This is a genomic window from Agrobacterium sp. SORGH_AS 787 (assembly GCF_030819035.1).
GTDB lineage: Bacteria > Pseudomonadota > Alphaproteobacteria > Rhizobiales > Rhizobiaceae > Agrobacterium > Agrobacterium larrymoorei_B.
Window position 1 is genome coordinate 2,127,763 of record NZ_JAUTBG010000002.1, and the last position, 23,393, is coordinate 2,151,155.

Annotated in this window: 18 protein-coding genes; 17 read left to right on the forward strand and 1 reads right to left on the reverse strand. The window is 57.7% G+C overall.

What is annotated here, in order from left to right:
• Positions 1-29: 29 nt before the first annotated feature.
• The 17 genes from nuoF (at position 30) to dnaE (ending at position 22,819) form a co-directional block, all read left to right on the forward strand.
• A complete protein-coding gene (nuoF, locus tag QE435_RS19590) occupies positions 30-1,334 on the forward strand; it encodes an NADH-quinone oxidoreductase subunit NuoF (protein WP_309770890.1) in 1,305 nt (434 codons plus the stop codon).
• Positions 1,335-1,492: 158 nt separating this feature from the next.
• The gene (gene nuoG / locus QE435_RS19595) at positions 1,493-3,574 is read left to right on the forward strand and encodes an NADH-quinone oxidoreductase subunit NuoG (RefSeq protein ID WP_306932191.1); all 2,082 of its coding nucleotides are present in this window, start codon (positions 1,493-1,495) and stop codon (positions 3,572-3,574) included.
• A 12-nt stretch (positions 3,575-3,586) separates the two neighbouring features.
• Positions 3,587-4,630 carry an NADH-quinone oxidoreductase subunit NuoH gene (nuoH, locus tag QE435_RS19600; RefSeq protein WP_306932192.1) on the forward strand — a complete coding sequence of 348 codons (1,044 nt, stop codon included), beginning with the start codon at positions 3,587-3,589 and terminating at the stop codon, positions 4,628-4,630.
• A 39-nt stretch (positions 4,631-4,669) separates the two neighbouring features.
• Positions 4,670-5,161, forward strand: a complete 492-nt coding sequence (gene nuoI, locus QE435_RS19605; protein WP_003502385.1) for an NADH-quinone oxidoreductase subunit NuoI — start codon at positions 4,670-4,672, stop codon at positions 5,159-5,161.
• Positions 5,162-5,298: 137 nt separating this feature from the next.
• On the forward strand, positions 5,299-5,913 hold the full coding sequence (locus tag QE435_RS19610; RefSeq protein ID WP_306932212.1) for an NADH-quinone oxidoreductase subunit J: 615 nt from the start codon (positions 5,299-5,301) through the stop codon (positions 5,911-5,913).
• 29 nt (positions 5,914-5,942) lie between these two features.
• The gene (nuoK, locus tag QE435_RS19615; RefSeq protein ID WP_062425532.1) at positions 5,943-6,251 is read left to right on the forward strand and encodes an NADH-quinone oxidoreductase subunit NuoK; all 309 of its coding nucleotides are present in this window, start codon (positions 5,943-5,945) and stop codon (positions 6,249-6,251) included.
• Positions 6,252-6,258: 7 nt separating this feature from the next.
• Positions 6,259-8,256, forward strand: coding sequence for an NADH-quinone oxidoreductase subunit L (gene nuoL, locus QE435_RS19620; RefSeq protein WP_349042395.1), 1,998 nt, complete (start codon positions 6,259-6,261; stop codon positions 8,254-8,256).
• Entirely contained in the window at positions 8,256-9,767 is a 1,512-nt protein-coding gene (locus tag QE435_RS19625; protein ID WP_306932217.1) for an NADH-quinone oxidoreductase subunit M, read from the forward strand. Before nuoL ends, QE435_RS19625 begins: the two co-directional genes overlap by 1 nt.
• A gap of 18 nt (positions 9,768-9,785) precedes the next feature.
• The gene (nuoN, locus tag QE435_RS19630; RefSeq protein ID WP_349042396.1) at positions 9,786-11,228 is read left to right on the forward strand and encodes an NADH-quinone oxidoreductase subunit NuoN; all 1,443 of its coding nucleotides are present in this window, start codon (positions 9,786-9,788) and stop codon (positions 11,226-11,228) included.
• A 26-nt stretch (positions 11,229-11,254) separates the two neighbouring features.
• A complete protein-coding gene (locus QE435_RS19635; protein ID WP_349042913.1) occupies positions 11,255-11,995 on the forward strand; it encodes a biotin--[acetyl-CoA-carboxylase] ligase in 741 nt (246 codons plus the stop codon).
• 195 nt (positions 11,996-12,190) lie between these two features.
• The gene (locus tag QE435_RS19640; RefSeq protein WP_062425529.1) at positions 12,191-13,858 is read left to right on the forward strand and encodes a ribonuclease J; all 1,668 of its coding nucleotides are present in this window, start codon (positions 12,191-12,193) and stop codon (positions 13,856-13,858) included.
• Positions 13,859-14,072: 214 nt separating this feature from the next.
• Entirely contained in the window at positions 14,073-14,477 is a 405-nt protein-coding gene (mce, locus tag QE435_RS19645; protein WP_349042914.1) for a methylmalonyl-CoA epimerase, read from the forward strand.
• A 121-nt stretch (positions 14,478-14,598) separates the two neighbouring features.
• Positions 14,599-14,868 carry a DUF1467 family protein gene (locus QE435_RS19650; RefSeq protein ID WP_349042397.1) on the forward strand — a complete coding sequence of 90 codons (270 nt, stop codon included), beginning with the start codon at positions 14,599-14,601 and terminating at the stop codon, positions 14,866-14,868.
• 599 nt (positions 14,869-15,467) lie between these two features.
• The gene (gene proS / locus QE435_RS19655) at positions 15,468-16,790 is read left to right on the forward strand and encodes a proline--tRNA ligase (RefSeq protein WP_349042398.1); all 1,323 of its coding nucleotides are present in this window, start codon (positions 15,468-15,470) and stop codon (positions 16,788-16,790) included.
• A gap of 20 nt (positions 16,791-16,810) precedes the next feature.
• A complete protein-coding gene (locus QE435_RS19660) occupies positions 16,811-18,118 on the forward strand; it encodes a lipoprotein-releasing ABC transporter permease subunit (protein ID WP_349042399.1) in 1,308 nt (435 codons plus the stop codon).
• Between the two features lie 15 nt (positions 18,119-18,133).
• The gene (locus tag QE435_RS19665) at positions 18,134-18,817 is read left to right on the forward strand and encodes an ABC transporter ATP-binding protein (protein WP_306932229.1); all 684 of its coding nucleotides are present in this window, start codon (positions 18,134-18,136) and stop codon (positions 18,815-18,817) included.
• Between the two features lie 504 nt (positions 18,818-19,321).
• Entirely contained in the window at positions 19,322-22,819 is a 3,498-nt protein-coding gene (gene dnaE, locus QE435_RS19670) for a DNA polymerase III subunit alpha (RefSeq protein ID WP_349042400.1), read from the forward strand.
• Between the two features lie 142 nt (positions 22,820-22,961).
• Here the strand turns inward: dnaE and QE435_RS19675 are convergent, their stop codons facing one another.
• Positions 22,962-23,252, reverse strand: a complete 291-nt coding sequence (locus QE435_RS19675) for a hypothetical protein (protein WP_309770898.1) — start codon at positions 23,250-23,252, stop codon at positions 22,962-22,964.
• Positions 23,253-23,393 lie beyond the last annotated feature (141 nt).

The following is a 23,393-nucleotide window of genomic DNA, read 5'->3' on the forward strand; positions in this document are numbered from 1 at the left end:
GCCAAGAAGTCGCAGTGAGAGGTTGAACCATGCTGAAAGATCAAGATCGCATCTTTACCAATCTCTACGGCCTCAAGGACAAGTCGCTCAAGGGCAACCTGGCGCGCGGCCACTGGGACGGCACCAAGCAGATCATCGAAAAGGGCCGTGACTGGATCATCAACGAGATGAAGGCGTCCGGCCTTCGCGGGCGCGGCGGTGCAGGCTTCCCGACGGGCCTGAAGTGGTCCTTCATGCCGAAGGAAAACGATGGCCGTCCGCATTACCTCGTCGTCAATGCTGACGAGTCCGAGCCCGGCACCTGTAAGGACCGTGAAATCCTGCGCCACGATCCGCATACGCTGATCGAAGGCTGCGTGATTGCCGGCTTCGCCATGGGCGCCCACACGGCCTACATCTATGTGCGCGGCGAATATATGCGTGAGCGCGAAGCGCTTCAGGCTGCCATCGACGAATGCTATGACGCTGGTCTGCTCGGCGCAAACAACAAGAATGGCTGGGATTTCGACATCTATGTTCACCATGGCGCAGGTGCCTATATCTGCGGCGAGGAAACCGCTCTGCTCGAAAGCCTCGAAGGCAAGAAGGGCCAGCCGCGCCTGAAGCCGCCATTCCCGGCCAATATGGGTCTTTATGGCTGCCCGACCACGGTCAACAATGTCGAATCGATTGCCGTTGCGCCGACCATCCTGCGTCGCGGTGCCTCATGGTTCTCGTCGATCGGCCGTCCGAACAATGTCGGCACCAAGCTGTTCATGGTGTCCGGCCACGTCGAACGTCCATGCACCTTCGAAGATGCGCTGGGTCTTTCCTTCAAGGAGCTGATCGAGCATCACTGTGGCGGCATTCGCGGCGGCTGGGACAATCTTCTCGGCGTCATTCCAGGCGGCGCGTCGTGCCCCATCGTTCGTGGTGAGGACATGAAGGATGCCATCATGGACTTCGACGGCATGCGCGAAGTGAAATCGTCCTTCGGCACCGGCGGCATGATCGTCATGGACAAGTCCACCGACGTCATCAAGGCCATTGCCCGCATCGCGGCTTTCTTCAAGCATGAGAGCTGCGGCCAGTGCACCCCTTGTCGTGAAGGCACGGGCTGGATGTGGCGCGTTCTCGAACGCATGGTCAAGGGTAACGCGCAGAAGCGCGAAATCGATATGCTGTTCGAAGTGACGAAGCAGATCGAAGGCCACACCATCTGCGCGCTTGGCGATGCGGCTGCGTGGCCTGTTCAGGCGCTGATCCGCAATTTCCGTCCGGAAATCGAAAAGCGCATCGATCAATATACCTACAGAGCCATGGATGACGGCGCTGTACTGGAAGCTGCCGAGTAACGCTTAACGCGCGTGACAAGGCAAGGGACCGGGTTTCACCGATCCCGAAAATCATTTAAGCATCCGGTCGAATCTCGACGATACGGCAGGATGCGATCGGGATTTGTCGTGGACCGCGGTTTGGCGGGACGGACAGGCAACAGGACGTAAGTAGAACCATGACAAAGCTCAAGGTTGACGGTAAAGAGATCGAGGTTCCGGATCATTTCACGCTTCTTCAGGCGTGTGAGGAGGCTGGCGCCGAAGTTCCGCGCTTTTGTTTTCACGAGCGTTTGTCGGTAGCCGGTAACTGCCGCATGTGTCTGATCGAGGTGAAGGGCGGACCGCCGAAGCCCGCAGCCTCCTGCGCCATGGGTGTGCGCGATATTCGCGGCGGCCCGAATGGCGAACTGCCGGAAGTGTTCACCAACACGCCGATGGTCAAGAAGGCCCGCGAAGGCGTGATGGAGTTTCTCCTCATCAACCACCCGCTGGATTGCCCGATCTGCGACCAGGGCGGCGAATGCGATCTGCAGGACCAGGCGATGGCCTTCGGTATCGCCGGTTCGCGCTACTCCGAAAACAAGCGTGCGGTTGAAGACAAATATATCGGCCCGCTCGTCAAGACGGTGATGAACCGCTGCATTCACTGCACGCGCTGCGTTCGTTTCACCACTGAAGTTGCCGGCATTTCCGAACTCGGCCTGATCGGTCGCGGCGAGGATGCCGAGATCACCACCTATCTCGAGCAGGCTATGACCTCCGAGCTGCAGGGCAACGTCGTTGATCTCTGCCCGGTTGGTGCCCTCACGTCCAAGCCCTTCGCCTTCACCGCCCGTCCGTGGGAACTCGGGAAGACCGAAACCATCGATGTGATGGATGCTCTGGGTTCGGCAATCCGTGTGGACACGCGTGGCCGCGAAGTCATGCGCATCATGCCACGCGTCAACGAAGCCATCAACGAAGAGTGGATTTCCGACAAGAGCCGCTTCATCTGGGACGGCTTGAAGACACAGCGTCTCGATCGTCCTTATGTCCGCAAGGATGGACGTCTGCAGCCTGCCACCTGGGGCGAAGCCTTCGGTGCGATCAAGGCTGCAGTTTCGGCGACCTCTGGCGAGAAAATCGGTGCCATCGCCGGCGATCTCGCGTCTGTCGAAGAAATGTTTGCGCTGAAGTCGCTTCTCGCGTCGCTCGGTTCGACCAATGTCGATTGCCGTCAGGATGGCACAGCGCTTCATCCCTCGCATGGACGCGCAAGCTACATCTTCAATACGACGATCCAGGGCATCGAAAAGGCTGATGCGCTGCTGATCATCGGCTCCAACCCCCGCTTTGAAGCGGCGGTTCTCAACGCTCGCATCCGCAAGCGCTGGCGCCGTGGTGGCTTCCCGATCGGCGTGATCGGCGAAGCAGGCGAAATGCGTTACGAATACGAATATCTCGGTGCTGGCACCGATACGCTGACCGATCTGGTCAACGGATCGGGAAGCTTCATCGAGAAGCTGAAATTGGCCAAGAACCCGATGATCATCGTCGGCCAAGGCGCTCTGACGCGCGAAGACGGCGCAGCAATTCTGGCCGATGCGGCAAAGCTTGCCGGAAACATCGGTGCGGTCTCCGAAGCCTGGAACGGCTTCTCTGTTCTGCACACGGCAGCATCGCGCGTGGGCGGTCTCGATCTTGGCTTCGTTCCGGCGGACAAGTCCGCAAACGCCGCTTCCATCGTTGCCTCTTCCGACGTGCTGTTTCTGCTCGGCGCGGATGAGATCGATCTTTCGGCCAAGGCGGCAAAGCTTACCGTCTATATCGGATCACATGGCGACAATGGCGCGATGAATGCCGACGTTATTTTGCCGGGTGCTGCCTATACCGAAAAGTCCGGTATATGGGTCAACACCGAGGGCCGCGTTCAGCTCGGCAACCGCGCGGGCTTTGCTCCTGGCGAAGCGCGTGAAGACTGGGCGATCCTGCGCGCGCTGTCCGATGTTCTCGGCAAGAAGCTGCCATTCGACAGTCTGTCTGGTTTGCGCGCACAGCTCTACATCGCCCATCCGCATTTTGCCGATACCGATGAGATTGCTGCGGGCAACGTCCACGACCTGACGGCACTGTCCGGCAAGACCGGCACTCTTAACAAGGCGGCTTTCGCGACGCCGGTTAAGGATTTCTATTTGACGAACCCGATTGCGAGAGCGTCCGCCGTGATGGCCGAATGCTCCGCATTGGCCCGCAACAACTTCAAGGCTGCGGCAGAGTAAGGGTAGGGGATTATGGACTCGTTTTTCTGGAGCTATGTCTGGCCAGCGCTGATTATTGTCGGCCAGTCTCTGCTGCTTCTCGTTATACTTCTGGTCGCGATCGCGTTCCTGCTTCTGGCTGACCGCAAGATCTGGGCTGCCGTGCAGCTGCGCCGTGGCCCGAACGTCGTCGGTCCTTTCGGTCTCTTCCAGTCCTTCGCCGATCTTTTGAAGTTCATCCTCAAGGAGCCGGTCATTCCGTCCGGCGCCAACAAGGGTGTCTTCCTGCTTGCGCCGCTTGTTGCGGTGACGCTGGCTCTTGCCACCTATGCGGTCATCCCGTTCAATCAGGGCTGGGTGGTTGCCAATATCAATGTCGGCATTCTCTACATCTTCGCGATTTCCTCGCTTGAAGTGTATGGCATCATCATGGGTGGCTGGGCGTCCAACTCGAAGTATCCGTTCCTCGGTGCGCTTCGTTCCGCAGCGCAGATGGTCTCCTACGAAGTCTCGATCGGTCTCGTCATCGTCACCGTTCTGCTTTGCGTCGGCTCTCTGAACCTGACGGATATCGTCAATGCCCAGCATTCCGGTATCGGTACATCGCTTGGTCTGCCGGCCTCGTTCCTGGACTGGCATTGGTTGCCGCTCTTCCCGATGTTCATCGTCTTCTTCATTTCGTCGCTGGCGGAAACAAACCGTCCACCCTTCGATTTGCCGGAAGCGGAATCGGAACTTGTGGCCGGTCACATGGTGGAGTATGGCTCCACTCCGTACATGATGTTCATGCTGGGCGAATATGCCGCCATCGTTCTGATGTGCTGCCTGACGACCATTCTCTTCCTTGGCGGCTGGCTGCCGATAGTCGATGTGTGGTTCCTGAACTGGGTGCCGGGCATTGTCTGGTTCGCACTGAAGGGCGTCATGGTGTTCTTCATGTTCGGTCTGGTGAAGGCATTCGTCCCGCGTTACCGCTATGACCAGCTGATGCGTCTTGGCTGGAAGGTCTTCCTTCCGCTGTCGCTTGCCATGGTCGTGATTGTTGCATTCGTACTCAAGCTGACGGCAGGGGCATAATAATGTCCGAACTCCTCGCTTGCAGATTTGGAGGTTGAGATGGCCAGTCTTTCCCAAGCCGTCAATTCGCTGTTCCTCAAGGAATTCGTTGGCGCGATCTTTTTGACGATGCGCCACTTCTTCAAACAGAAGGCAACGGTCAATTATCCCTTTGAAAAGGGTCCGGTCAGCCCGCGCTTCCGTGGCGAGCACGCTCTGCGTCGCTATCCGAATGGTGAAGAACGCTGCATCGCCTGCAAGCTGTGCGAAGCGATCTGTCCCGCTCAGGCGATCACCATTGAAGCCGGCCCGCGCCGCAACGATGGGACACGCCGGACGGTTCGTTACGACATCGACATGGTGAAGTGCATCTATTGCGGCTTCTGCCAGGAAGCCTGCCCGGTGGATGCGATTGTCGAAGGTCCGAATTTCGAGTTTGCGACGGAAACCCGCGAAGAGCTCTATTTCGACAAGCAGAAGCTTCTCGACAATGGCGATCGCTGGGAGCGTGAAATCGCGCGGAACCTCGCTCTGGATGCGCCTTATCGTTAAGGCTCACTCCATGTCTTCGGAGCTTCTCTCCGGGGATGGCAAAAGATGAAATGCTCGTCGGCGATCGCTGACGGGAATGAAACGGGCAGGGCGGTCTAAAGGCCGCTTTTGTCCGGTGAGGACAAAAAGGCACCAACATGGGTCTGCACGCTGTATTCTTCTACATATTCGCTTTCGTCGCCGTGGCGTCTGCGTTTCTGGTCATTGCATCCAAGAACCCCGTTCACTCGGTCCTGTTCCTGATCCTGACCTTCTTCAACGCGGCGGCGCTCTTCCTTCTGACGGGCGCTGAGTTCCTCGGCATGATCTTGCTGGTCGTTTATGTCGGTGCTGTGGCGGTGTTGTTCCTCTTCGTCGTCATGATGCTGGACGTCGATTTTGCTGAGCTGCGTTCCGGCGTGCTGCAATATGCGCCGATCGGTGCCTTGATCGGTGTGATCCTGGCGGCAGAGCTGATCATCGTTGTCGGCGGCAGCGTCCTGAACCCACAGGCGGCAAAGTCGATCACCATGCCGATCCCCAATCCGCTTGAGCGCACCAACACCGCAGCTTTGGGTGACGTGCTTTATACGAACTACGTCTACTTCTTCCAGCTGGCAGGTCTCGTGCTGCTGGTGGCCATGATCGGCGCTATCGTGCTGACGCTGCGTCACCGCACGGATATCAAGCGTCAGGACATTTCAACCCAGGTCGCCCGCGATCCGAAGACCGCCGTTACGACGGTCAAGGTCAAGCCGGGTCAGGGCCTCTGAGGCGCGAACGGATCCAAGGAACATAGAATATGGAAATCGGTCTTTCCCATTACCTGACGGTCAGCGCGATCCTCTTCACGATCGGCATCTTCGGTATCTTCCTCAACCGCAAGAACGTCATCGTCATCCTCATGTCGATCGAACTCATCCTTCTGGCGGTGAACCTCAACCTCGTGGCCTTCTCCTGGGTGCTGAACGACATGGTTGGTCAGGTCTTCGCCCTGTTCATTCTGACGGTTGCTGCTGCTGAAGCGGCCATCGGTCTTGCAATACTCGTAGTCTTCTACCGCAACCGCGGATCGATCGCCGTGGAAGACGTCAATATGATGAAGGGCTGATAAGGCTATGATCTATAAGGCTATCGTCTTTCTTCCACTGATCGGCTTCCTGATCGCTGGTCTCTTTGGCCGATCTATCGGTGCCAAGGCCTCGGAATTTGTCACCACCGGCCTGATGGCCGTCGTGGCGATCCTCTCGTGGATCGTGTTCTTCGATGTCGCGCTTCTGACCCATGAGGCCGGTGAGGTCATCAAGGTGCCGGTGCTGCGCTGGATCCAGTCCGGCGGCATCGACGTCGAATGGGCGTTCCGCATTGATACGCTGACGGCCGTCATGTTCGTCGTGGTCAACACGGTGTCCTGTCTCGTGCATATGTACTCCATCGGGTACATGCATCACGATCCGCATCGTCCGCGCTTCTTCGCCTATCTCTCGCTCTTCACCTTCGCCATGCTGATGCTGGTGACCTCCGACAACCTGCTGCAGATGTTCTTCGGCTGGGAAGGCGTTGGTCTGGCATCCTACCTGCTGATCGGCTTCTGGTTCAAGAAGCCCTCCGCATCGGCGGCCGCCATGAAGGCCTTCATTGTCAACCGCGTCGGCGACTTCGGCTTCATCCTTGGCATCGCCGGTCTTTTCGTGCTGTTCGGCTCGATCAATTTCGAAACGATCTTCGCAGCCGCTGGTTCCTACCTGCCTGCAGATGGCGCTGCTTCTACCGAGACGGTCATCAACCTCTTCGGCATGCAGCTTGATAAGGCCCATGCGGTGACGGCGGTCTGCCTGCTGCTGTTCATGGGTTCGATGGGTAAGTCTGCTCAGTTCCTGCTGCACACCTGGCTGCCGGACGCCATGGAAGGTCCAACGCCCGTTTCGGCGCTGATCCATGCCGCGACCATGGTGACGGCTGGCGTGTTCCTGGTCGCGCGCATGTCGCCGATCTTCGAACTGTCGCCGAACGCTTTGATGTTCGTCACGCTGATCGGTTCCATCACCGCCTTCTTTGCGGCGACCGTCGGTCTGGTCCAGAACGACATCAAGCGCGTTATCGCCTATTCGACCTGCTCGCAGCTCGGTTACATGTTCGCAGCGCTCGGCGTCGGTGCTTATGGCGCGGCTGTATTCCACCTCTTCACGCACGCCTTCTTCAAGGCCCTGCTGTTCCTTGCCGCAGGCTCCGTTATCCACGCAGTGGATGGTGAGCAGGACATGCGTCACATGGGTGGTCTGCGCAAGCATATCCCGATCACTTTCTGGACGATGACGATCGGCAATCTGGCGCTGACGGGTGTGGGTATTCCAGGCACCATGTTTGGTTTTGCCGGCTTCTTCTCCAAGGATGTGATCATCGAGTCATCCTATGCCTCGCACAGCCCGCTTGCAGGGTTTGCTTTCACCATGCTGGTCGTCGCAGCGCTCTTCACCAGCTTCTATTCATGGCGTCTGGCCTTCATGACCTTCTTCGGCAAGCCGCGCGCTTCCGCCGATGTCATGCACCACGTTCATGAATCGCCGATGGTGATGCTGATCCCGCTCTTCGTTCTGTCGATCGGTGCGATCTTTGCCGGTGTCGTGTTCGAAGGCTACTTCTTCGGCCATGAATATGCGGAATTCTGGAAGGGCGCTCTCTTTACGCTTCCCTCCAACGAAATCCTCGAAGAGTTCCACCATGTGCCGCTTTGGGTAAAGTGGAGCCCCTTCATTGCCATGGTTCTGGGTTTCGTCACCGCCTGGTACTTCTACATCAAGTCGCCGGAAACGCCGAAGCGCCTGGCAGCGACCCATCGCAGCCTCTACCAGTTCCTCTTGAACAAGTGGTACTTCGATGAACTCTACGACTTCCTCTTCGTTCGTTCCGCGAAGGCGCTCGGTCGCTTCCTGTGGAAGAAAGGCGACGTGGCTGTCATCGACGCCTATGGCCCCAACGGTATTGCAGCGCGCGTGGTTGATGTGACCAACCGTGTCGTCCGTCTGCAGTCCGGTTACCTTTATCACTATGCTTTCGCGATGCTGATCGGCATCGCAGCACTAGTCACCTGGATGATGCTTGGGAGTGCCCTCTGATGACCGATTGGCCCATTCTTTCAACGGTCACCTTCCTGCCGCTCGTCGGCGTGGTGCTCCTGCTTTTGACGAATGAGAACGGCCCCTTCGGGCGCCGCAACATTCTCAATGTCTCTCTTCTGACGACGGTATTCACCTTCATCGTCTCGCTTTTCATCTGGATCGGCTTCGACAATTCGAACCCGGGCTTCCAGATGATCGAGAAGCACAACTGGTTCGGCAACATCGCCGCCTATCATATGGGCGTCGATGGCATCTCCATGCTCTTCGTCATCCTGACGACGTTCCTCATGCCCTTCTGCGTTCTCGCAAGCTGGGATTCCGTCCAGAAGCGTCTGAAGGAATACATGATCGCCTTCCTTCTTCTGGAAGTCGTCATGATCGGCGTGTTCGTCGCGCTTGACACCGTCCTCTTCTACGTCTTCTTCGAAGCGACGCTGATCCCGATGTTCATCATCATCGGCGTCTGGGGCGGCAAGGATCGCGTCTACGCATCCTACAAGTTCTTCCTCTACACGCTTCTCGGCTCGGTTCTGACGATGCTCGCCATCATGGCGATGTACTGGCAGGCTGGCACGACGGATATGACGGAGCTTTTGAAGCACGGCTTCCCGGCTGGCATGCAGACTTGGCTCTGGCTGGCCTGCTTCGCGGCCTTTGCCGTAAAGATGCCGATGTGGCCGGTTCATACCTGGCTTCCGGATGCGCACGTTCAGGCACCGACCGCGGGGTCGGTCATCCTGGCCGGCGTCATGCTGAAGCTCGGTGGATATGGTTTTATCCGCTTCTCGCTGTCGATGTTCCCCCTGGCGTCCGAGCATTTCGCTCCCTTCGTCTTCACGCTGTCGGTGCTTGCCATCATCTACACCTCGCTGGTGGCGATGATGCAGGAAGACATCAAGAAGCTGATTGCTTACTCCTCCGTTGCCCATATGGGTTACGTGACGATGGGTATCTTTGCGGCCAACGTGCAGGGTCTGCAGGGCGCGATCTTCCAGATGTTGTCGCATGGCATCGTGTCCAGCGCGCTCTTCCTTTGCGTTGGCGTCGTTTACGACCGCCTCCATACCCGCGAGATCGCGGCCTATGGTGGTCTGGTCAACAACATGCCGAAATATGCCGTCGCCTTCATGGTCTTCACCATGGCGAATGTCGGCTTGCCGGGCACCTCGGGCTTCGTCGGCGAATTCCTGACCATCATTGGCGTGTTCCGCGCCAACACCTGGGTGGCACTCTTCGCCGCAACGGGCGTCATTCTCTCGGCATCTTACGCGCTGTGGCTTTACCGCCGCGTGATCTTCGGTGCGCTTGAGAAGGAAAGCCTCAAGTCGATGCTCGATCTCAACACCCGTGAAAAGGTCATCCTTTATCCGCTGGTTGTGCTGACGATCTTCTTCGGCGTCTACCCGGCACCGGTCTTCGATGCGACGGCGGCATCGGTGGATCTCGTTATCAATAATTATACAGCCGCATTGCAGGCAGCGCAGAATGTTGCGCTCTCGCTGAACTGACGACAGGACCCGTTGGATATGACCGCTGAACTTCTTTTTGCCAGTCTGCGCATCGCGACGCCCGAGCTGATCCTTGCGGTCGGTGCGCTGGCGCTGCTCATGATCGGCGTCTTCTCCGGCGACAAGTCGACCAACACCGTGACGGGTCTTGCCGTCGCGCTTTTGGTCGTCGTCGGTCTGTGGATCATCTTCGCTCCTGCAAGCGGAGAAGCATTCGGTGGCGTTTACGTCGCCGACGCCTTCGGCAACTTCATGAAGATCCTGGCGCTGATCGGTTCCATCGTCGCCATGATCCTCGCGGTTGGCCACAGCCGCGTCGAGCCGATCGGTCGTTTCGAATATCCGGTGCTTCTTGTTCTGGCGACGCTCGGCATTCTGCTGATGATCTCCGCCAACAATCTGATCTCGCTTTACATGGCGCTCGAGCTTCAGTCGCTGGCGCTCTATGTGATCTGCGCGATCAACCGTGAAAGTCTGCGTTCGACCGAAGCCGGTCTGAAGTATTTCGTCCTCGGCGCACTGTCTTCCGGCATGCTGCTCTATGGCATGTCGCTGGTCTACGGCTTCACCGGCAACACCGGCTTCCACGAAATCGCGGCCGTGCTGTCCGCTGAAACCCGTTCGCTTGGCGTCGTCTTTGGTCTGGTCTTCGTGCTGGCCGGTCTGGCGTTCAAGATTTCCGCGGTTCCGTTCCACATGTGGACGCCGGACGTCTATGAAGGCGCGCCGACCCCAGTCACCGCCTTCCTTGCAGCAGCACCGAAAATTGGTGCCATGGCGATCTTCGTTCGAATCGTCGTCGATGCCTTCCAGCCTGTCTTCACCGACTGGCAGCAGATTGTCGTTTTCATATCGATCGCATCCATGCTGCTCGGCTCCTTTGCCGCAATCGGACAGAAGAACATCAAGCGCCTGATGGCCTATTCCTCGATCGGTCACATGGGTTATGCCCTTGTCGGTCTCGCCGCCGGAAACGAAGCGGGTGTGGCTGGCGTGCTGATTTACATGGCCGTTTACATGGGCATGACGCTCGGCACCTTTGCCTGCATTCTCGCGATGCGTCGCAAGGAAGTCGGTAATGTCGAAAATGTCGACGATCTGGCGGGCCTGTCCTCTACCAATCCCTTCATGGCGCTGGTGCTGACCGCTCTGATGTTCTCGCTGGCAGGCATCCCGCCGCTCGCAGGCTTCTTCGCCAAGTATTATGTCTTCCTGGCAGCCATCGAAGCCAAGCTCTATGCGCTGGCCATTATCGGCGTGATCGCATCGGTTGTTGGTGCCTACTACTACCTGCGCATCGTCAAGGTCATGTGGTTCGATGAGGCCAAGGATGGCTTTGAAAAGGCCGCTGGCGAGTTGCGGATCGTTTACGCACTCTCCGGTCTCTTCGTCATTGCCTTCATCTTCTTTGGTGGCATGCTCGGCAACGCCGTGACAGCTGCGGCAAAGACGTTCTTTTGAGCGGACACGCCATGAAAAAGCGCCGGATGTCTCTCGATGACTTCCGGCACGAGGCATTGGGGGAGACATCCTCCACCAATGTCGAATGCCTCGCCCGGGCGCGCTCGGGCGATAGCGGCAATCTCTGGGTGACCGCACTCCGCCAGACTGGCGGCAAGGGCCGCCGCGGCAGACCGTGGGTCTCCGAGCCCGGCAATCTCTATGCTTCTCTTTTGCTGATCGATCCTGCTCCAGCGGACCTCATTGGTTCTTTGCCGCTCGCTTTTGCGCTTGCCGTCCACCGTGCGATTCGCGCTGTCCTGCCTTTCGGCGGAGCTCCGCTGGAAATTAAGTGGCCCAATGACATTCTCATCGGCAGAATGAAGACCTGCGGCATTCTGATGGAAGCGGAGCAACTTGCCGATGGGCGCCGCGCGATCGTTATTGGCATCGGCATCAACATCGCTCATAAGCCTGACAATCCGCTCTATCCCGTCACAATGCTGTCAGAGCACGGTGCGTCCTGCGGACCGGACGAGCTCTTTGCTCATCTTTATCGTGAGACAGCCGAAGTCCTCTCTGTCTGGAATGAGGGCAGGGGCGTTAGCGAGGTCATGAGGGACTGGCGTGCATCCGCCTGCGGTATCGGTGAGCATATCACCGTCAACTTTCCGGATCGCTCCATCGGTGGACGCTTTGCCGGTATAGACGATCAAGGTTTTCTGTTGCTGGATGAGGATGATGGCGCGAGACGGGCGATTGCCGCCGGTGACGTTTTCTTCGGCTGAAGGTTTTTGCGCGGGTCACCTGCGCGACGTCGGCTTTTGAGTTTGGAGCATCCCTGCTGCTCGTAGAATCAGGGCGTCCATCCGGTCCGCGTCGGCCCGGCATCTCGGCGTTTCATCAAGTCCGGCGCGGTTGAAGGCAACGGTGGAGCGTGGCGCAAGCGCGCGACCATTGCCTGTTGCAGATTGGATAATGACATGTCTCAACAAGACGAACTGGTCTTCCTGCCGCTTGGCGGCGTCGGCGAAATCGGCATGAATTTGGCGCTTTATGGTTATGGTCCTGCCGCCAAGCGACAGTGGATCATGGTGGATTGCGGCGTCACCTTCGCAGGCCTCGATCTTCCTGGTGTCGATCTGGTGCTGCCCGATATCCGCTTCATCGAAGCCCAGCGGCAGAACCTCAAAGGCATCATCATCACCCATGCCCATGAGGACCATTATGGCGCGCTGAACGATCTTTGGCCTGGCCTTAACGTCCCGGTCTATGCCTCCGGTTTCACCGCCGGCATGCTGGAAGCCAAGCGCAATTACGAAGGCACGCGTGCCGAGATCCCGATTTCGCCGTTCAAGGCGGGTGATCGTATCAATCTCGGCCCTTTCGAGATCGAAGCCATCGGCGTCAACCACTCGATCCCCGAGCCCATGTCGCTTGTCATCCGCACCCCACTGGGCAATGTCGTCCACACCGGCGACTGGAAGATTGATGACGCGCCGTCCTTAGGGCCGCTCACAGATGAGGCACGCTTCCGCGCAGTTGGCGAAGAAGGCGTTCTTGCGCTTCTGTGCGACAGCACCAATGCCGTGAGGGACGGTGTTTCTCCGTCGGAGGAACAGGTTTCCGAGGGGCTGCGCCAGATCATCGAAAATGCCGAAGGGCGTGTGGCGATCACCACCTTCTCCTCCAATGTCGGCCGTATCCGCTCCATCGCCCAGGCTGCGGAGCGCGCGGGTCGCGAAGTGCTGCTGCTCGGCTCGTCGCTGAAGCGTGTCGTCAACGTCTCGCAGGATCTCGGCATCATGGAAGGCATCAAGCCATTCCTTGCCGAAGACGAATATGGCTACATTCCCCGTGACAAGGTGGTCGTCATCCTCACCGGCTCGCAGGGTGAGCCGCGTGCCGCACTTGCAAAACTGTCACGCGATGAAATGCGCAATGTGGCGCTCGCCAAGGGCGACACGGTGGTCTTTTCCTCGCGCGCCATTCCTGGAAACGAAAAGGCCATTCTCGATATCAAGAACGGCCTGATCGAACAGGGTATCCACATCATCACCGATAATGAAGCCCTGGTTCACGTCTCCGGCCACCCGCGCCGCAACGAGCTTCTGCGCATGTATGAATGGACCAAGCCGCAAATTCTCGTGCCGGTGCACGGCGAGGCGGCCCATCTCGTGGCACAGAAGGAACTGGCCGAGCAGGCCGGTATCAAGCAAGTGCCCAAGGTTCGCAACGGCAACGTCCTGCGTCTGGCACCTGGCCCTGCCGAAGTCATCGACGATGCGCCGCATGGTCGCGTCTTCAAGGATGGACGTCTGGTCGGCGATTTCGAAGAAATGGGCATTGGCGATCGCCGCAAGCTCTCCTTTGCCGGTCACGTGTCCGTCAATGTCGTGCTGGACAGCCGTTACGATTTCCACGGAGATCCGGATGTCGTGCCTTTCGGCCTGCCGGAATTCGACGACGAGGGCGAGGCGATGGAGGACACGCTCTATGATGCCGTTCTCGGTGCCATCGAGAGTATTCCGCGGGCGCGCCGCAAGGATCTGGACCTGCTGCGTGAAGCGGTGCGCCGCGCCGTGCGTGCCGCCGCCAACCAGACCTGGGGCAAAAAGCCAATCGTCACAGTGTTCGTGACGAAGATTTGACGATAGATTCGGTGTTGCGCATCATAACCGGTGCGCGACACCGAACATGCGTCATCGGCGCATTGTCCTAAAGCGTGTTGCGATCTTTCAGATTCGCTCATACGCTTTAGGTCCTTGTTGTCGCATGTCGTTATCGCAAAACCGCTGCACACTTTTGCGCGACATGCTTTAGGGACGCATGCATGAGTTCGGCTAGGAACTTGGGAGGATGACCATGCTCGGACGGATCAATCACATTGCGATTGCTGTGCCTGACCTTGCAGCGGCCACTGCTACGTACAGAGACGTACTAGGCGCTGCGGTCTCGCAAGTGCAGTCTCTGCCAGACCACGGGGTGAGGGTGGTTTTCGTCAATTTGCCTAACAGCAAAGTCGAACTGCTCGAGCCATTGGATAGCGACTCGCCCATCGCGGCTTTTCTGGACAAGAACCCGTCCGGCGGCATGCATCATATCTGCTACGAGGTAGAGGACATCATCTCCGCCCGGGACAGTTTGAAAGCCGCCGGGGCACGCATTCTGGGCGATGGCGAGCCGAAAATCGGTGCCCATGGAAAGCCTGTGCTCTTCCTCCATCCGAAGGATTTCTGCGGCACGCTGGTTGAGTTGGAAGAGATTTGATCGCAAGCCGTCTTTCTAAAGACCGCATGTTCGCTTAGGACTTGCTGGCTGGCTGGTCCATCTTCTTTTGCGCTTATTATCAGAACGCAGGAAATGCCGGTTCTATACGGGGAGGTTCCACATGCAATGGCTATCGGTTGTTGCCGTTTTTTTCATCGTCTGGTGGACGGTTCTTTTTGTTGTCCTGCCGATCGGGCTCAGAACCCAGATGGATGACGATGATGTTGCGCTGGGAACCGTGGCGAGCGCGCCTGCTCGTTTCCACGGGGTGAAAATCCTCATTGTCACCACGCTGATCTCGATATTGCTCTGCGCAATCTGGTACGGGGTCACTTGGTACTTTGGTGTCAGCCTCGACGATCTGCCCCGTATCATACCGGTTTACGACTGAATTCATCTGGCGGAAGGGCCGCGTAAAGCGAAGCAAGACATCATCTTCTGTCACATGAATGTTGCATTTCAGTGCGTCGCGATTCACGCCTAAGCAATAGAATGGGAAAGATCTGGTCAGGCGTCAGCGGCCAACTCACTGAAAGAAAACCAATTTCAGGGCAAAAAAAAACAAGGCGGTTAGGCCTTGTTTTTCAGTTTCGCGTGATCCGTTTCCGTTTCCGGGGCTGCGACAGAGCGCGCCTAAGATCTCATCCTCCCAAGACTGACCGCGAAGACGGCAGAAATTTAAACTTCCTGCCTCTTTTGTGAGCTAAAACTAGCCCAAAGATTCCACTTTGTCACCACGTTTTTTGCATTTTTGTTACAGTCAGCAAAAAATTTTCTCATGAACATTATGTCGCAGGCACATCGCAAAATTATTTCTACTGAAACCGATCAGTCACGCATGTCCTATTCTCACGCGGACGTGAATGGGGTTTTGGAAGAGCCGATGCTGCGGGTTTCCTTCTGTTAGAGAAACGGTTATGTACCGGCAAAATATCCTTTAATTCTGGCGATTCCCGGTAGATGTGGAGTCGTCGCACTCAGGAAGTCGTCATGCGTCTCAGCCGATATTTTTTGCCCATCCTGAAGGAAAATCCCAAGGAGGCTGAAATCGTCTCTCACCGCCTCATGCTGCGTGCCGGTATGATCCGTCAGCAGAGCCAGGGCATCTACTCCTGGCTGCCGCTTGGCAAGCGCGTGATGGACAAGGTGAACCGCATCATCCGCGAAGAGCAGGACCGTTCCGGCGCAATCGAGCTTCTGATGCCGACGCTGCAATCGGCCGAGCTTTGGCAGGAAAGCGGCCGTTATGACGATTACGGCAAGGAGATGCTGCGCATCAAGGACCGCCAGGACCGTCAGATGCTGTACGGCCCGACGAATGAGGAGATGATCACCGACATCTTCCGCTCCTACGTGAAGTCCTACAAAAACCTGCCGCTGAACCTCTATCACATTCAGCTGAAGTTCCGCGATGAGGTTCGTCCGCGCTTCGGCACGATGCGCTCGCGCGAGTTCCTGATGAAGGATGCCTATTCTTTCGACCTGACGAAGGAAGCCGCGATCCATTCCTATAACAAAATGTTCGCCGCCTATCTGCGCACATTCTCTCGCCTTGGCCTTCGCGCCATTCCGATGCGTGCCGATACCGGCCCGATCGGCGGCAATCACAGCCATGAATTCATCATTCTGGCCGATACGGGCGAATCGGAGGTCTTCTGCCACAAGAGCTTCCTGGAGCAGGGTATTCCGGGCGACGACACCAATTTCGACGACGTTGCCGCTCTGCAGGGCATTTTCGATACATGGACTGCGGACTATGCCGCGACGTCTGAAATGCATGATGAAGCGGCCTTCAACGCGATTCCTGAGGGCGACCGCCTTTCTGCGCGCGGCATCGAAGTCGGCCACATCTTCTACTTCGGCACCAAATATTCCGAGCCGATGGGCGCAAAGGTGCAGGGACCGGACGGTAAGGAACATCCTGTCCACATGGGATCCTATGGCATCGGTCCGACACGCCTTGTTCCCGCCATCATTGAAGCCTCGCATGACGAGAACGGAATCATCTGGCCTGCGTCGGTTGCTCCTTTCGATGTCGTCATCATCAACATGAAGGCTGGCGATGCGGCCTGCGACGCGGCATGCGAGAAGCTCTATTACTCGCTGTCCAACGCCGGCAAGGATGTTCTCTATGACGATACGGATGACCGCGCAGGTCAGAAGTTCGCAACCGCTGATCTGATCGGCGTGCCTATGCAGATCATCGTCGGCCCGCGCAGCATTGCTGCCGGTGAAGTCGAGGTGAAGGACCGCAAGACCGGCGTACGTGAGAACGTCACGGTCGAAGCCGCAATGAACAGGGTTCTCGGCTGAAAGGCCGACAAGGAGTAGACATGGCAAAAGCCGAGGCTGACAACGGTGCGGTTGCATCCGTGAAGGATGGGGCGGCGCGGCCATTTTCGGCTTTCGAACGTATGGTGGCCTGGCGCTACCTGCGTTCGCGCCGCAAGGAAGCCTTCATATCGGTCATTGCAGGCTTCTCATTCGTCGGCATCATGCTGGGTGTGGCGACGCTCATCATCGTTATGGCGGTGATGAACGGGTTTCGTACGGAACTGATCTCCCGCATTCTGGGCATCAACGGTCACATGATCGTTCAGCCGATCGACCAGCCCTTCAACAATTACGACGAGTTGGCCAAGAAGTTTGGCGCCATTCCCGGCGTGACGATGGCCTTGCCGCTTGTGGAGGGTCAGACGCTCGCATCCGGACGCAATGGCGCGGGCAGTGGTGCGCTGGTCCGGGGCGTGCGTCCTGAAGACCTCGAAAAGATCAAGGAAATATCGACCAACGTCAAAGCTGGCGATCTCCTTGGCTTCATGTCGGGGCAGGGCGTTCTTGTCGGCTCAAGGCTGGCCGCACAGCTCGGCGTGACGGTGGGAGACCAGATCACCCTCATTTCACCGGAGGGTGACGTGACGCCCATGGGGGTCAATCCGCGCGTGAAGTCCTACCCGATTTCGGGCGTCTTCGAGATCGGCATGTCGGAATATGATGCGTCGATGATCTACATGCCTCTTTCGGAAGCGCAGCTTTATTTCAATTCCGAGGGCATCGTCCAATCCATCGAGCTCTTCGTCAGCCATCCGGACAATGTCGATGGCATTCGCCCGCTGGTGGAGACCGCTGCAGGCAGGCAGGTCTATATCACCGACTGGCGACAACGGAACCAGACCTTCTTCTCTGCGCTTCAGGTCGAGCGCAACGTCATGTTCATGATCCTGACGCTGATCGTTCTGGTCGCGGCGCTCAACATCATTTCCGGCCTCATCATGCTGGTGAAGGACAAGGGCAGCGATATCGCTATTCTGCGCACCATGGGTGCCACCTCTGGCGCCGTCATGCGCATCTTCTTCATGACGGGAGCTGCGATCGGTATCGTCGGTACATTCGCAGGCGTGGCGCTGGGCGTTCTCGTCTGTCTGAATGTGGAGTCGATCCGCCAGTTCTTCTCCTGGATCACCGGGACCGTTCTCTTTGATCCGCAGCTCTATTTCCTCAGCCAGCTTCCGGCGGAGATGGATCTGAGCGAAACCATCACCGTCATCGTCATGGCGCTGACCCTGTCCTTCTTGGCGACGATCTTCCCCGCCTGGCGCGCGTCGAAGCTCGATCCCGTCCAGGCCCTGAGATACGAATAGGACCCGCTTCACACCATGGCAAAGAAAATGGCTTTACAGCTTACCGGCGTGGAACGGACCTATGGTCAGGGCGAAACGAGCCTCTCCATTCTGAAGGACGCGAATTTCGAATTGCGAAGCGGTGAGATCGTCGCACTGGTCGCACCCTCCGGCACGGGCAAATCGACACTGCTGCATCTGGCCGGTCTTCTGGAACATCCGGATGCGGGCGAGGTCTTTGTCAATGGCAAGCCCTGCGGCACGCTCTCCGATGAGGAGCGCACCTCGATCCGTCGCAGCGATATCGGCTTCGTTTATCAGTTCCACCATCTGCTTCCGGAGTTCTCGGCGCTTGAGAATATCATGATGCCGCAGATGATCGCCGGTCTCGCACCCAAGGAGGCACAGGTGCGTGCCAAGGCGTTGCTGGATTATATGCGCATCGGCCACCGAGGCGATCATCGTCCGGCGGAACTGTCCGGCGGTGAACAGCAGCGCGTAGCAATTGCAAGAGCCGTTGCCAACGCGCCGCTTCTGCTTCTGGCAGATGAACCCACCGGCAATCTCGACCCCGAGACCGCATCCTACGTTTTCGATGCCTTGGAAGCGCTGGTGCGCCAGTCTGGCCTCGCAGCCCTGATCGCGACCCATAATCATGATCTGGCGGCACGCATGGATCGTCGCGTGACGCTTTCCGAAGGCAAGATCGTCGAGTTCTGATCGATCGTCTACAGCATCGGCCCGACAATCGAACTCGATTTTCGGAAAGCATAATGCGAAGATTCAAAAGTGCGAAGCGTCCTTTGTGCGTCCAATAGGACGCACTGCGCTTGAGTACCGCTACCTCATCAACCCCGTCTGGCTCGCCAGGCGGGTTTTTTGTTTATGCGCTGATGAGAGCGGGGCGAAACTAAGGAACCGGATTGAGTCGTGTCACGTTGGCAATAGGCCAGCCCAAAAAAGCTGTTGACATGGAAACAAAATGAGAACAAAGTTGGAACATAACAAGTAAGGAGAGACAAATGACCGATTTCATCCGTGACCTTGCCGCCTTCACCTCCATCGCTGTCTTCGTTGCCAGCTTCTCTGTGATCCTCACATCCATGTGACTTTAGGCCCTTCGGTCTCCCGGCGATAGCGGTGCACAGTCACCCTTTGCCAGTGGACTTTGCTGCTCGAAGGGATCAAAATCAGCCCGATTCAGAATGACGGGAATGCAGCACGATGGGCGATCATATTGAAGAGCGAAACCTTTCAGGCGTGCTCTTGAAATCTCCCGGCTTTGTGCACTTGCGTGTTCATTCCGCCTATTCCCTTCTCGAAGGGGCGCTTCCTCTCAAAAAGATCATGGCGAAGGCTGTCGGCGATGCACAGCCTGCCATCGCCATCACCGACACCAACAATCTCTTCGTTGCGCTTGAGTTTTCGGAGAAGGCGCGGGACGAGGGACTGCAGCCGATTATTGGATGCCAGCTTTCCATCGACATGCAGGATGCCGTCGAAGACAGGCGAGGCGGCAACAACCTTTCCAAGCTTCCGTCCATCGTTCTGCTTGCCGCAGATGCGGAAGGCTATGAGCGCCTCGTCGATCTGATCAGCCGCGCCTATCTCGATGGCGAAGGCAGTGGTCACGCGGTCAATATTGCCAAGTCGTGGCTGGAAGAGGCCAGCAATGCGGGATTGATCGCATTGACCGGTGCGTCTGGTGGCCCTGTCGATATGGCGCTAAAAGAGGGACATGCGGCTCAGGCGAAGAGTCGGCTTCTTGCGCTGAAAGACATTTTTGGCGACCGGCTCTATATCGAATTGCAACGTCAGGGCAATTACGACCGTGCGCATGAACGCCGGATGATTGCGCTTGCTTACGAGCATGACATTCCGCTGGTCGCTACCAACGAAGCCTTCTTCCCTTCGAAGGCGGATTATGAGGCGCATGACGCTTTGATGGCCGTGGCCCATAACGCCATCGTTTCGGATGACAGCCGCTTCCGTTTAACGCCGGACCATTATCTGAAGAGCCGGGATGAGATGGTGGCGCTCTTCAAGGATATCCCCGAAGCGATTGAGAATACCGTCGAGATCGCCCAGCGCTGCTCTTACGTCTTGAAGAAACGCGGACCCATCCTCCCGCGCTTTACCGGTGCCAGCGACGATCCGGAAGAGGCCGAACGCGCCGAGTCGCTGGAGCTTCGCCGCCAGGCGGTCGAAGGTTTGGATATGCGCCTTGCCGCTCTCGGGATGGCCCCGGGCTACACCGAGCAGGAGTACCGCGATCGGCTGGACTTCGAACTCAGCGTTATCGAGCGCATGAAGTTTCCCGGCTACTTCCTGATTGTTGCCGACTTCATCAAATGGGCAAAGCAGCATGATATTCCGGTCGGCCCCGGTCGCGGTTCGGGTGCAGGATCACTGGTCGCCTATGCGCTCACCATTACCGACGTCGATCCGCTTCGCTTCTCGTTGCTCTTCGAACGCTTCCTCAATCCCGAACGCGTGTCGATGCCGGACTTCGATATCGACTTCTGCCAGGATCGCCGCGAAGAGGTGATCCGCTATGTGCAGCGCAAGTACGGGCGCGAGCAGGTGGCACAGATCATCACCTTCGGTTCGCTCCAGGCACGTGCCGCCTTGCGCGATGTCGGTCGTGTGCTGGAAATGCCCTACGGCCAGGTGGACCGCATCTGTAAGCTGGTGCCGAACAATCCGGCCAATCCGACGCCGCTCTCCAAGGCGATCGAAGAAGAGCCACGTCTTCAGGAAGAGGCGGATAAGGAGCCTGTCGTCGCGCGGCTCCTGGATATCGCCCAGAAGATCGAAGGTCTTTACCGCCACGCCTCGACACACGCCGCCGGCATCGTCATCGGCGACCGTCCTCTATCGAAGCTGGTCCCGATGTATCGCGATCCGCGCTCCGACATGCCGGTGACCCAGTTCAACATGAAGTGGGTGGAAAGCGCGGGTCTGGTCAAGTTCGACTTCCTGGGCCTCAAAACTCTGACAGTGCTGAAGGTCGCTGTCGACTTCGTTGCCAAGCGCGGAATCCATGTCGATCTTGCGGCCATTCCGCTGGACGATCAAAAGACCTACGAGATGCTATCGCGTGGCGAAACCATCGGCGTCTTCCAGGTGGAAAGTGCCGGCATGCGCAAGGCGCTGATCGGCATGCGTCCCGACTGCATCGAGGACATTATCGCGCTGGTGGCGCTGTATCGCCCCGGTCCGATGGAGAACATCCCGGTCTATAACGCCAGAAAGCATGGCGAGGAGGAAATCGAGTCGATCCATCCGACGATCGACCATCTCCTGAAGGAGACGCAGGGCGTTATCGTCTATCAGGAACAGGTGATGCAGATCGCCCAGGTCCTCTCCGGCTATTCGCTCGGCGAAGCCGATCTTCTGCGCCGCGCCATGGGTAAGAAGATCAAAGAGGAAATGGACAAGCAGCGCGAGCGTTTCGTGGAAGGCGCGATCCGCAACAGCGTGTCCAAGGCGCAGGCCGACACGATCTTCGATCTTCTGGCCAAGTTCGCCAATTACGGCTTCAACAAGTCTCACGCCGCGGCTTATGCCATCGTCTCCTACCAGACCGCCTATATGAAGGCGCATTACCCGGTGGAATTCCTCGCCGCGTCGATGACGCTCGATATGGCGAACACCGAAAAGGTCAACGACTTCCGCCAGGATGCGGCACGCCTCGGTATCGAGATCGTCGCGCCTTCTGTTCAGACATCCTTCCGCCGTTTCGAAACCGGCGAAAACCGCATCTATTATTCGCTAGCCGCCCTCAAGGGCGTCGGCGAAGGCGCGGTCGATCACATCGTTGAGGTTCGCGGCGATAAACCTTTCGCAAGCCTTGAGGATTTCTGCCAGCGGATCGATCCGAAGCAGATCAACCGCCGCGTTCTCGAGAGCCTGATCAATGCCGGTGCCTTCGATTGCTTCGGCAGGGACCGCGCCGAGCTGATCGGCGGCCTCGACCGCATTATCGGATATTCCCAGCGTGCGCAGGAAAGCCGCGTCACCGGCCAGCACGACATGTTCGGTTCGGGTGCAGCGACTGGCCCGGAGAAGCTCGTGTTGCCCACCTATCAGCCTTGGCTCGCCTCAGAAAAGTTGCTGAGAGAATATCAGGTGCTGGGCTTCTATCTCACCGCCCATCCGCTCGATACCTATCGCGCCGTGCTCGACAAGCTCCGCGTTCAGAACATTGCTGATTTCTCCGCAGCGGTGAAACAGGGAGCGACCGTTGGGCGTCTCGCTGGCACCGTCACCGGCAAGCAGGAGCGCAAAACCCGCACCGGTAACAAGATGGGGATCGTGACCTTCTCGGATGCGTCGGGTCAGTATGAGGCTGTGCTGTTTTCGGAAGGGCTCGGCCAATATCGCGACTTACTGGAAGTCGGCAAGTCACTGGTGATTACGGTCCAAGCGGAAGAGCGGCCTGAAGGCATTGGTCTGCGCATCCAGACAGCCCAGTCGCTCGAGGAGAAATCCGTTCAAATGCAGAAGGCGCTGCGCGTCTATGTCCGCGATTCCGGTCCTCTGAAAACAGTTGCGCGACACCTGAATGCCAAGGGCGATGGCTCGGTCTATTTCGTCGTTATCAAGGACGAAGGCCAGCGTGAGATTGAAGTGGAACTCACGGAGAAGTATCGCATCTCGCCGGAGATCGCAGCGGCCCTTCGGACCGCTCCTGGTGTCATCGATGTTGAACTGGTGTAGGCAAAGCTTCTCGACTCTGTTCGTTCGAGGGTATCATAAGGGATATTTGAGAGTCCGATTCACCCGAAAATAGATTGGGTGCTCAAATCACGACCCCTCAGCCAAGCCTTAAATACCCGCGTGAATGCCGTGAGGGCTACAGTCAGAACAGGCTATTAGCCGGATAAGCGTAAGCGCCGTTGTCAATGAAACCGTGGCGTGAGAGGCACGCGCGCACAGCAGCGTTGTAGTAATAGGAACTGGTGAAGGTGGTGCCGCGGGGTGGCACACTGGCCTCGACGCTGCATCTTGCAAGTGCGTGATCGAACACGTTCAGGATGACGGGGTCGCTCTCGACGGCCGGGCCGCCATAGACACTGTAGTTTTTCGGTGCTTCAGCAGCAGACACACAGGCAAGTGCAATGACGGCGGCTCCAAGATACTTGACGTTCATAGACAGGCTCCCCAAACAAACTTGATGAACCTCTAAACGTCACCGCGGCGGCACTTGTTCCTTGTGCGGCTGCTCCGGCACCACCGGCTGAAGCCGGTACCGGTTTTCGAAAAGCGCGATGCATGGATATGAGAGATCGAA

Coding starts and splice junctions, on each gene's coding strand:
- nuoF (WP_309770890.1), top strand. CDS start 30: ATGCTGAAAGATCAAGATCGCATCTTTACCAATCTCTACGGCCTCAAG.
- nuoG (WP_306932191.1), top strand. CDS start 1,493: ATGACAAAGCTCAAGGTTGACGGTAAAGAGATCGAGGTTCCGGATCAT.
- nuoH (WP_306932192.1), top strand. CDS start 3,587: ATGGACTCGTTTTTCTGGAGCTATGTCTGGCCAGCGCTGATTATTGTC.
- nuoI (WP_003502385.1), top strand. CDS start 4,670: ATGGCCAGTCTTTCCCAAGCCGTCAATTCGCTGTTCCTCAAGGAATTC.
- QE435_RS19610 (WP_306932212.1), top strand. CDS start 5,299: ATGGGTCTGCACGCTGTATTCTTCTACATATTCGCTTTCGTCGCCGTG.
- nuoK (WP_062425532.1), top strand. CDS start 5,943: ATGGAAATCGGTCTTTCCCATTACCTGACGGTCAGCGCGATCCTCTTC.
- nuoL (WP_349042395.1), top strand. CDS start 6,259: ATGATCTATAAGGCTATCGTCTTTCTTCCACTGATCGGCTTCCTGATC.
- QE435_RS19625 (WP_306932217.1), top strand. CDS start 8,256: ATGACCGATTGGCCCATTCTTTCAACGGTCACCTTCCTGCCGCTCGTC.
- nuoN (WP_349042396.1), top strand. CDS start 9,786: ATGACCGCTGAACTTCTTTTTGCCAGTCTGCGCATCGCGACGCCCGAG.
- QE435_RS19635 (WP_349042913.1), top strand. CDS start 11,255: ATGTCTCTCGATGACTTCCGGCACGAGGCATTGGGGGAGACATCCTCC.
- QE435_RS19640 (WP_062425529.1), top strand. CDS start 12,191: ATGTCTCAACAAGACGAACTGGTCTTCCTGCCGCTTGGCGGCGTCGGC.
- mce (WP_349042914.1), top strand. CDS start 14,073: ATGCTCGGACGGATCAATCACATTGCGATTGCTGTGCCTGACCTTGCA.
- QE435_RS19650 (WP_349042397.1), top strand. CDS start 14,599: ATGCAATGGCTATCGGTTGTTGCCGTTTTTTTCATCGTCTGGTGGACG.
- proS (WP_349042398.1), top strand. CDS start 15,468: ATGCGTCTCAGCCGATATTTTTTGCCCATCCTGAAGGAAAATCCCAAG.
- QE435_RS19660 (WP_349042399.1), top strand. CDS start 16,811: ATGGCAAAAGCCGAGGCTGACAACGGTGCGGTTGCATCCGTGAAGGAT.
- QE435_RS19665 (WP_306932229.1), top strand. CDS start 18,134: ATGGCAAAGAAAATGGCTTTACAGCTTACCGGCGTGGAACGGACCTAT.
- dnaE (WP_349042400.1), top strand. CDS start 19,322: ATGGGCGATCATATTGAAGAGCGAAACCTTTCAGGCGTGCTCTTGAAA.
- QE435_RS19675 (WP_309770898.1), bottom strand. CDS start 23,252: ATGAACGTCAAGTATCTTGGAGCCGCCGTCATTGCACTTGCCTGTGTG.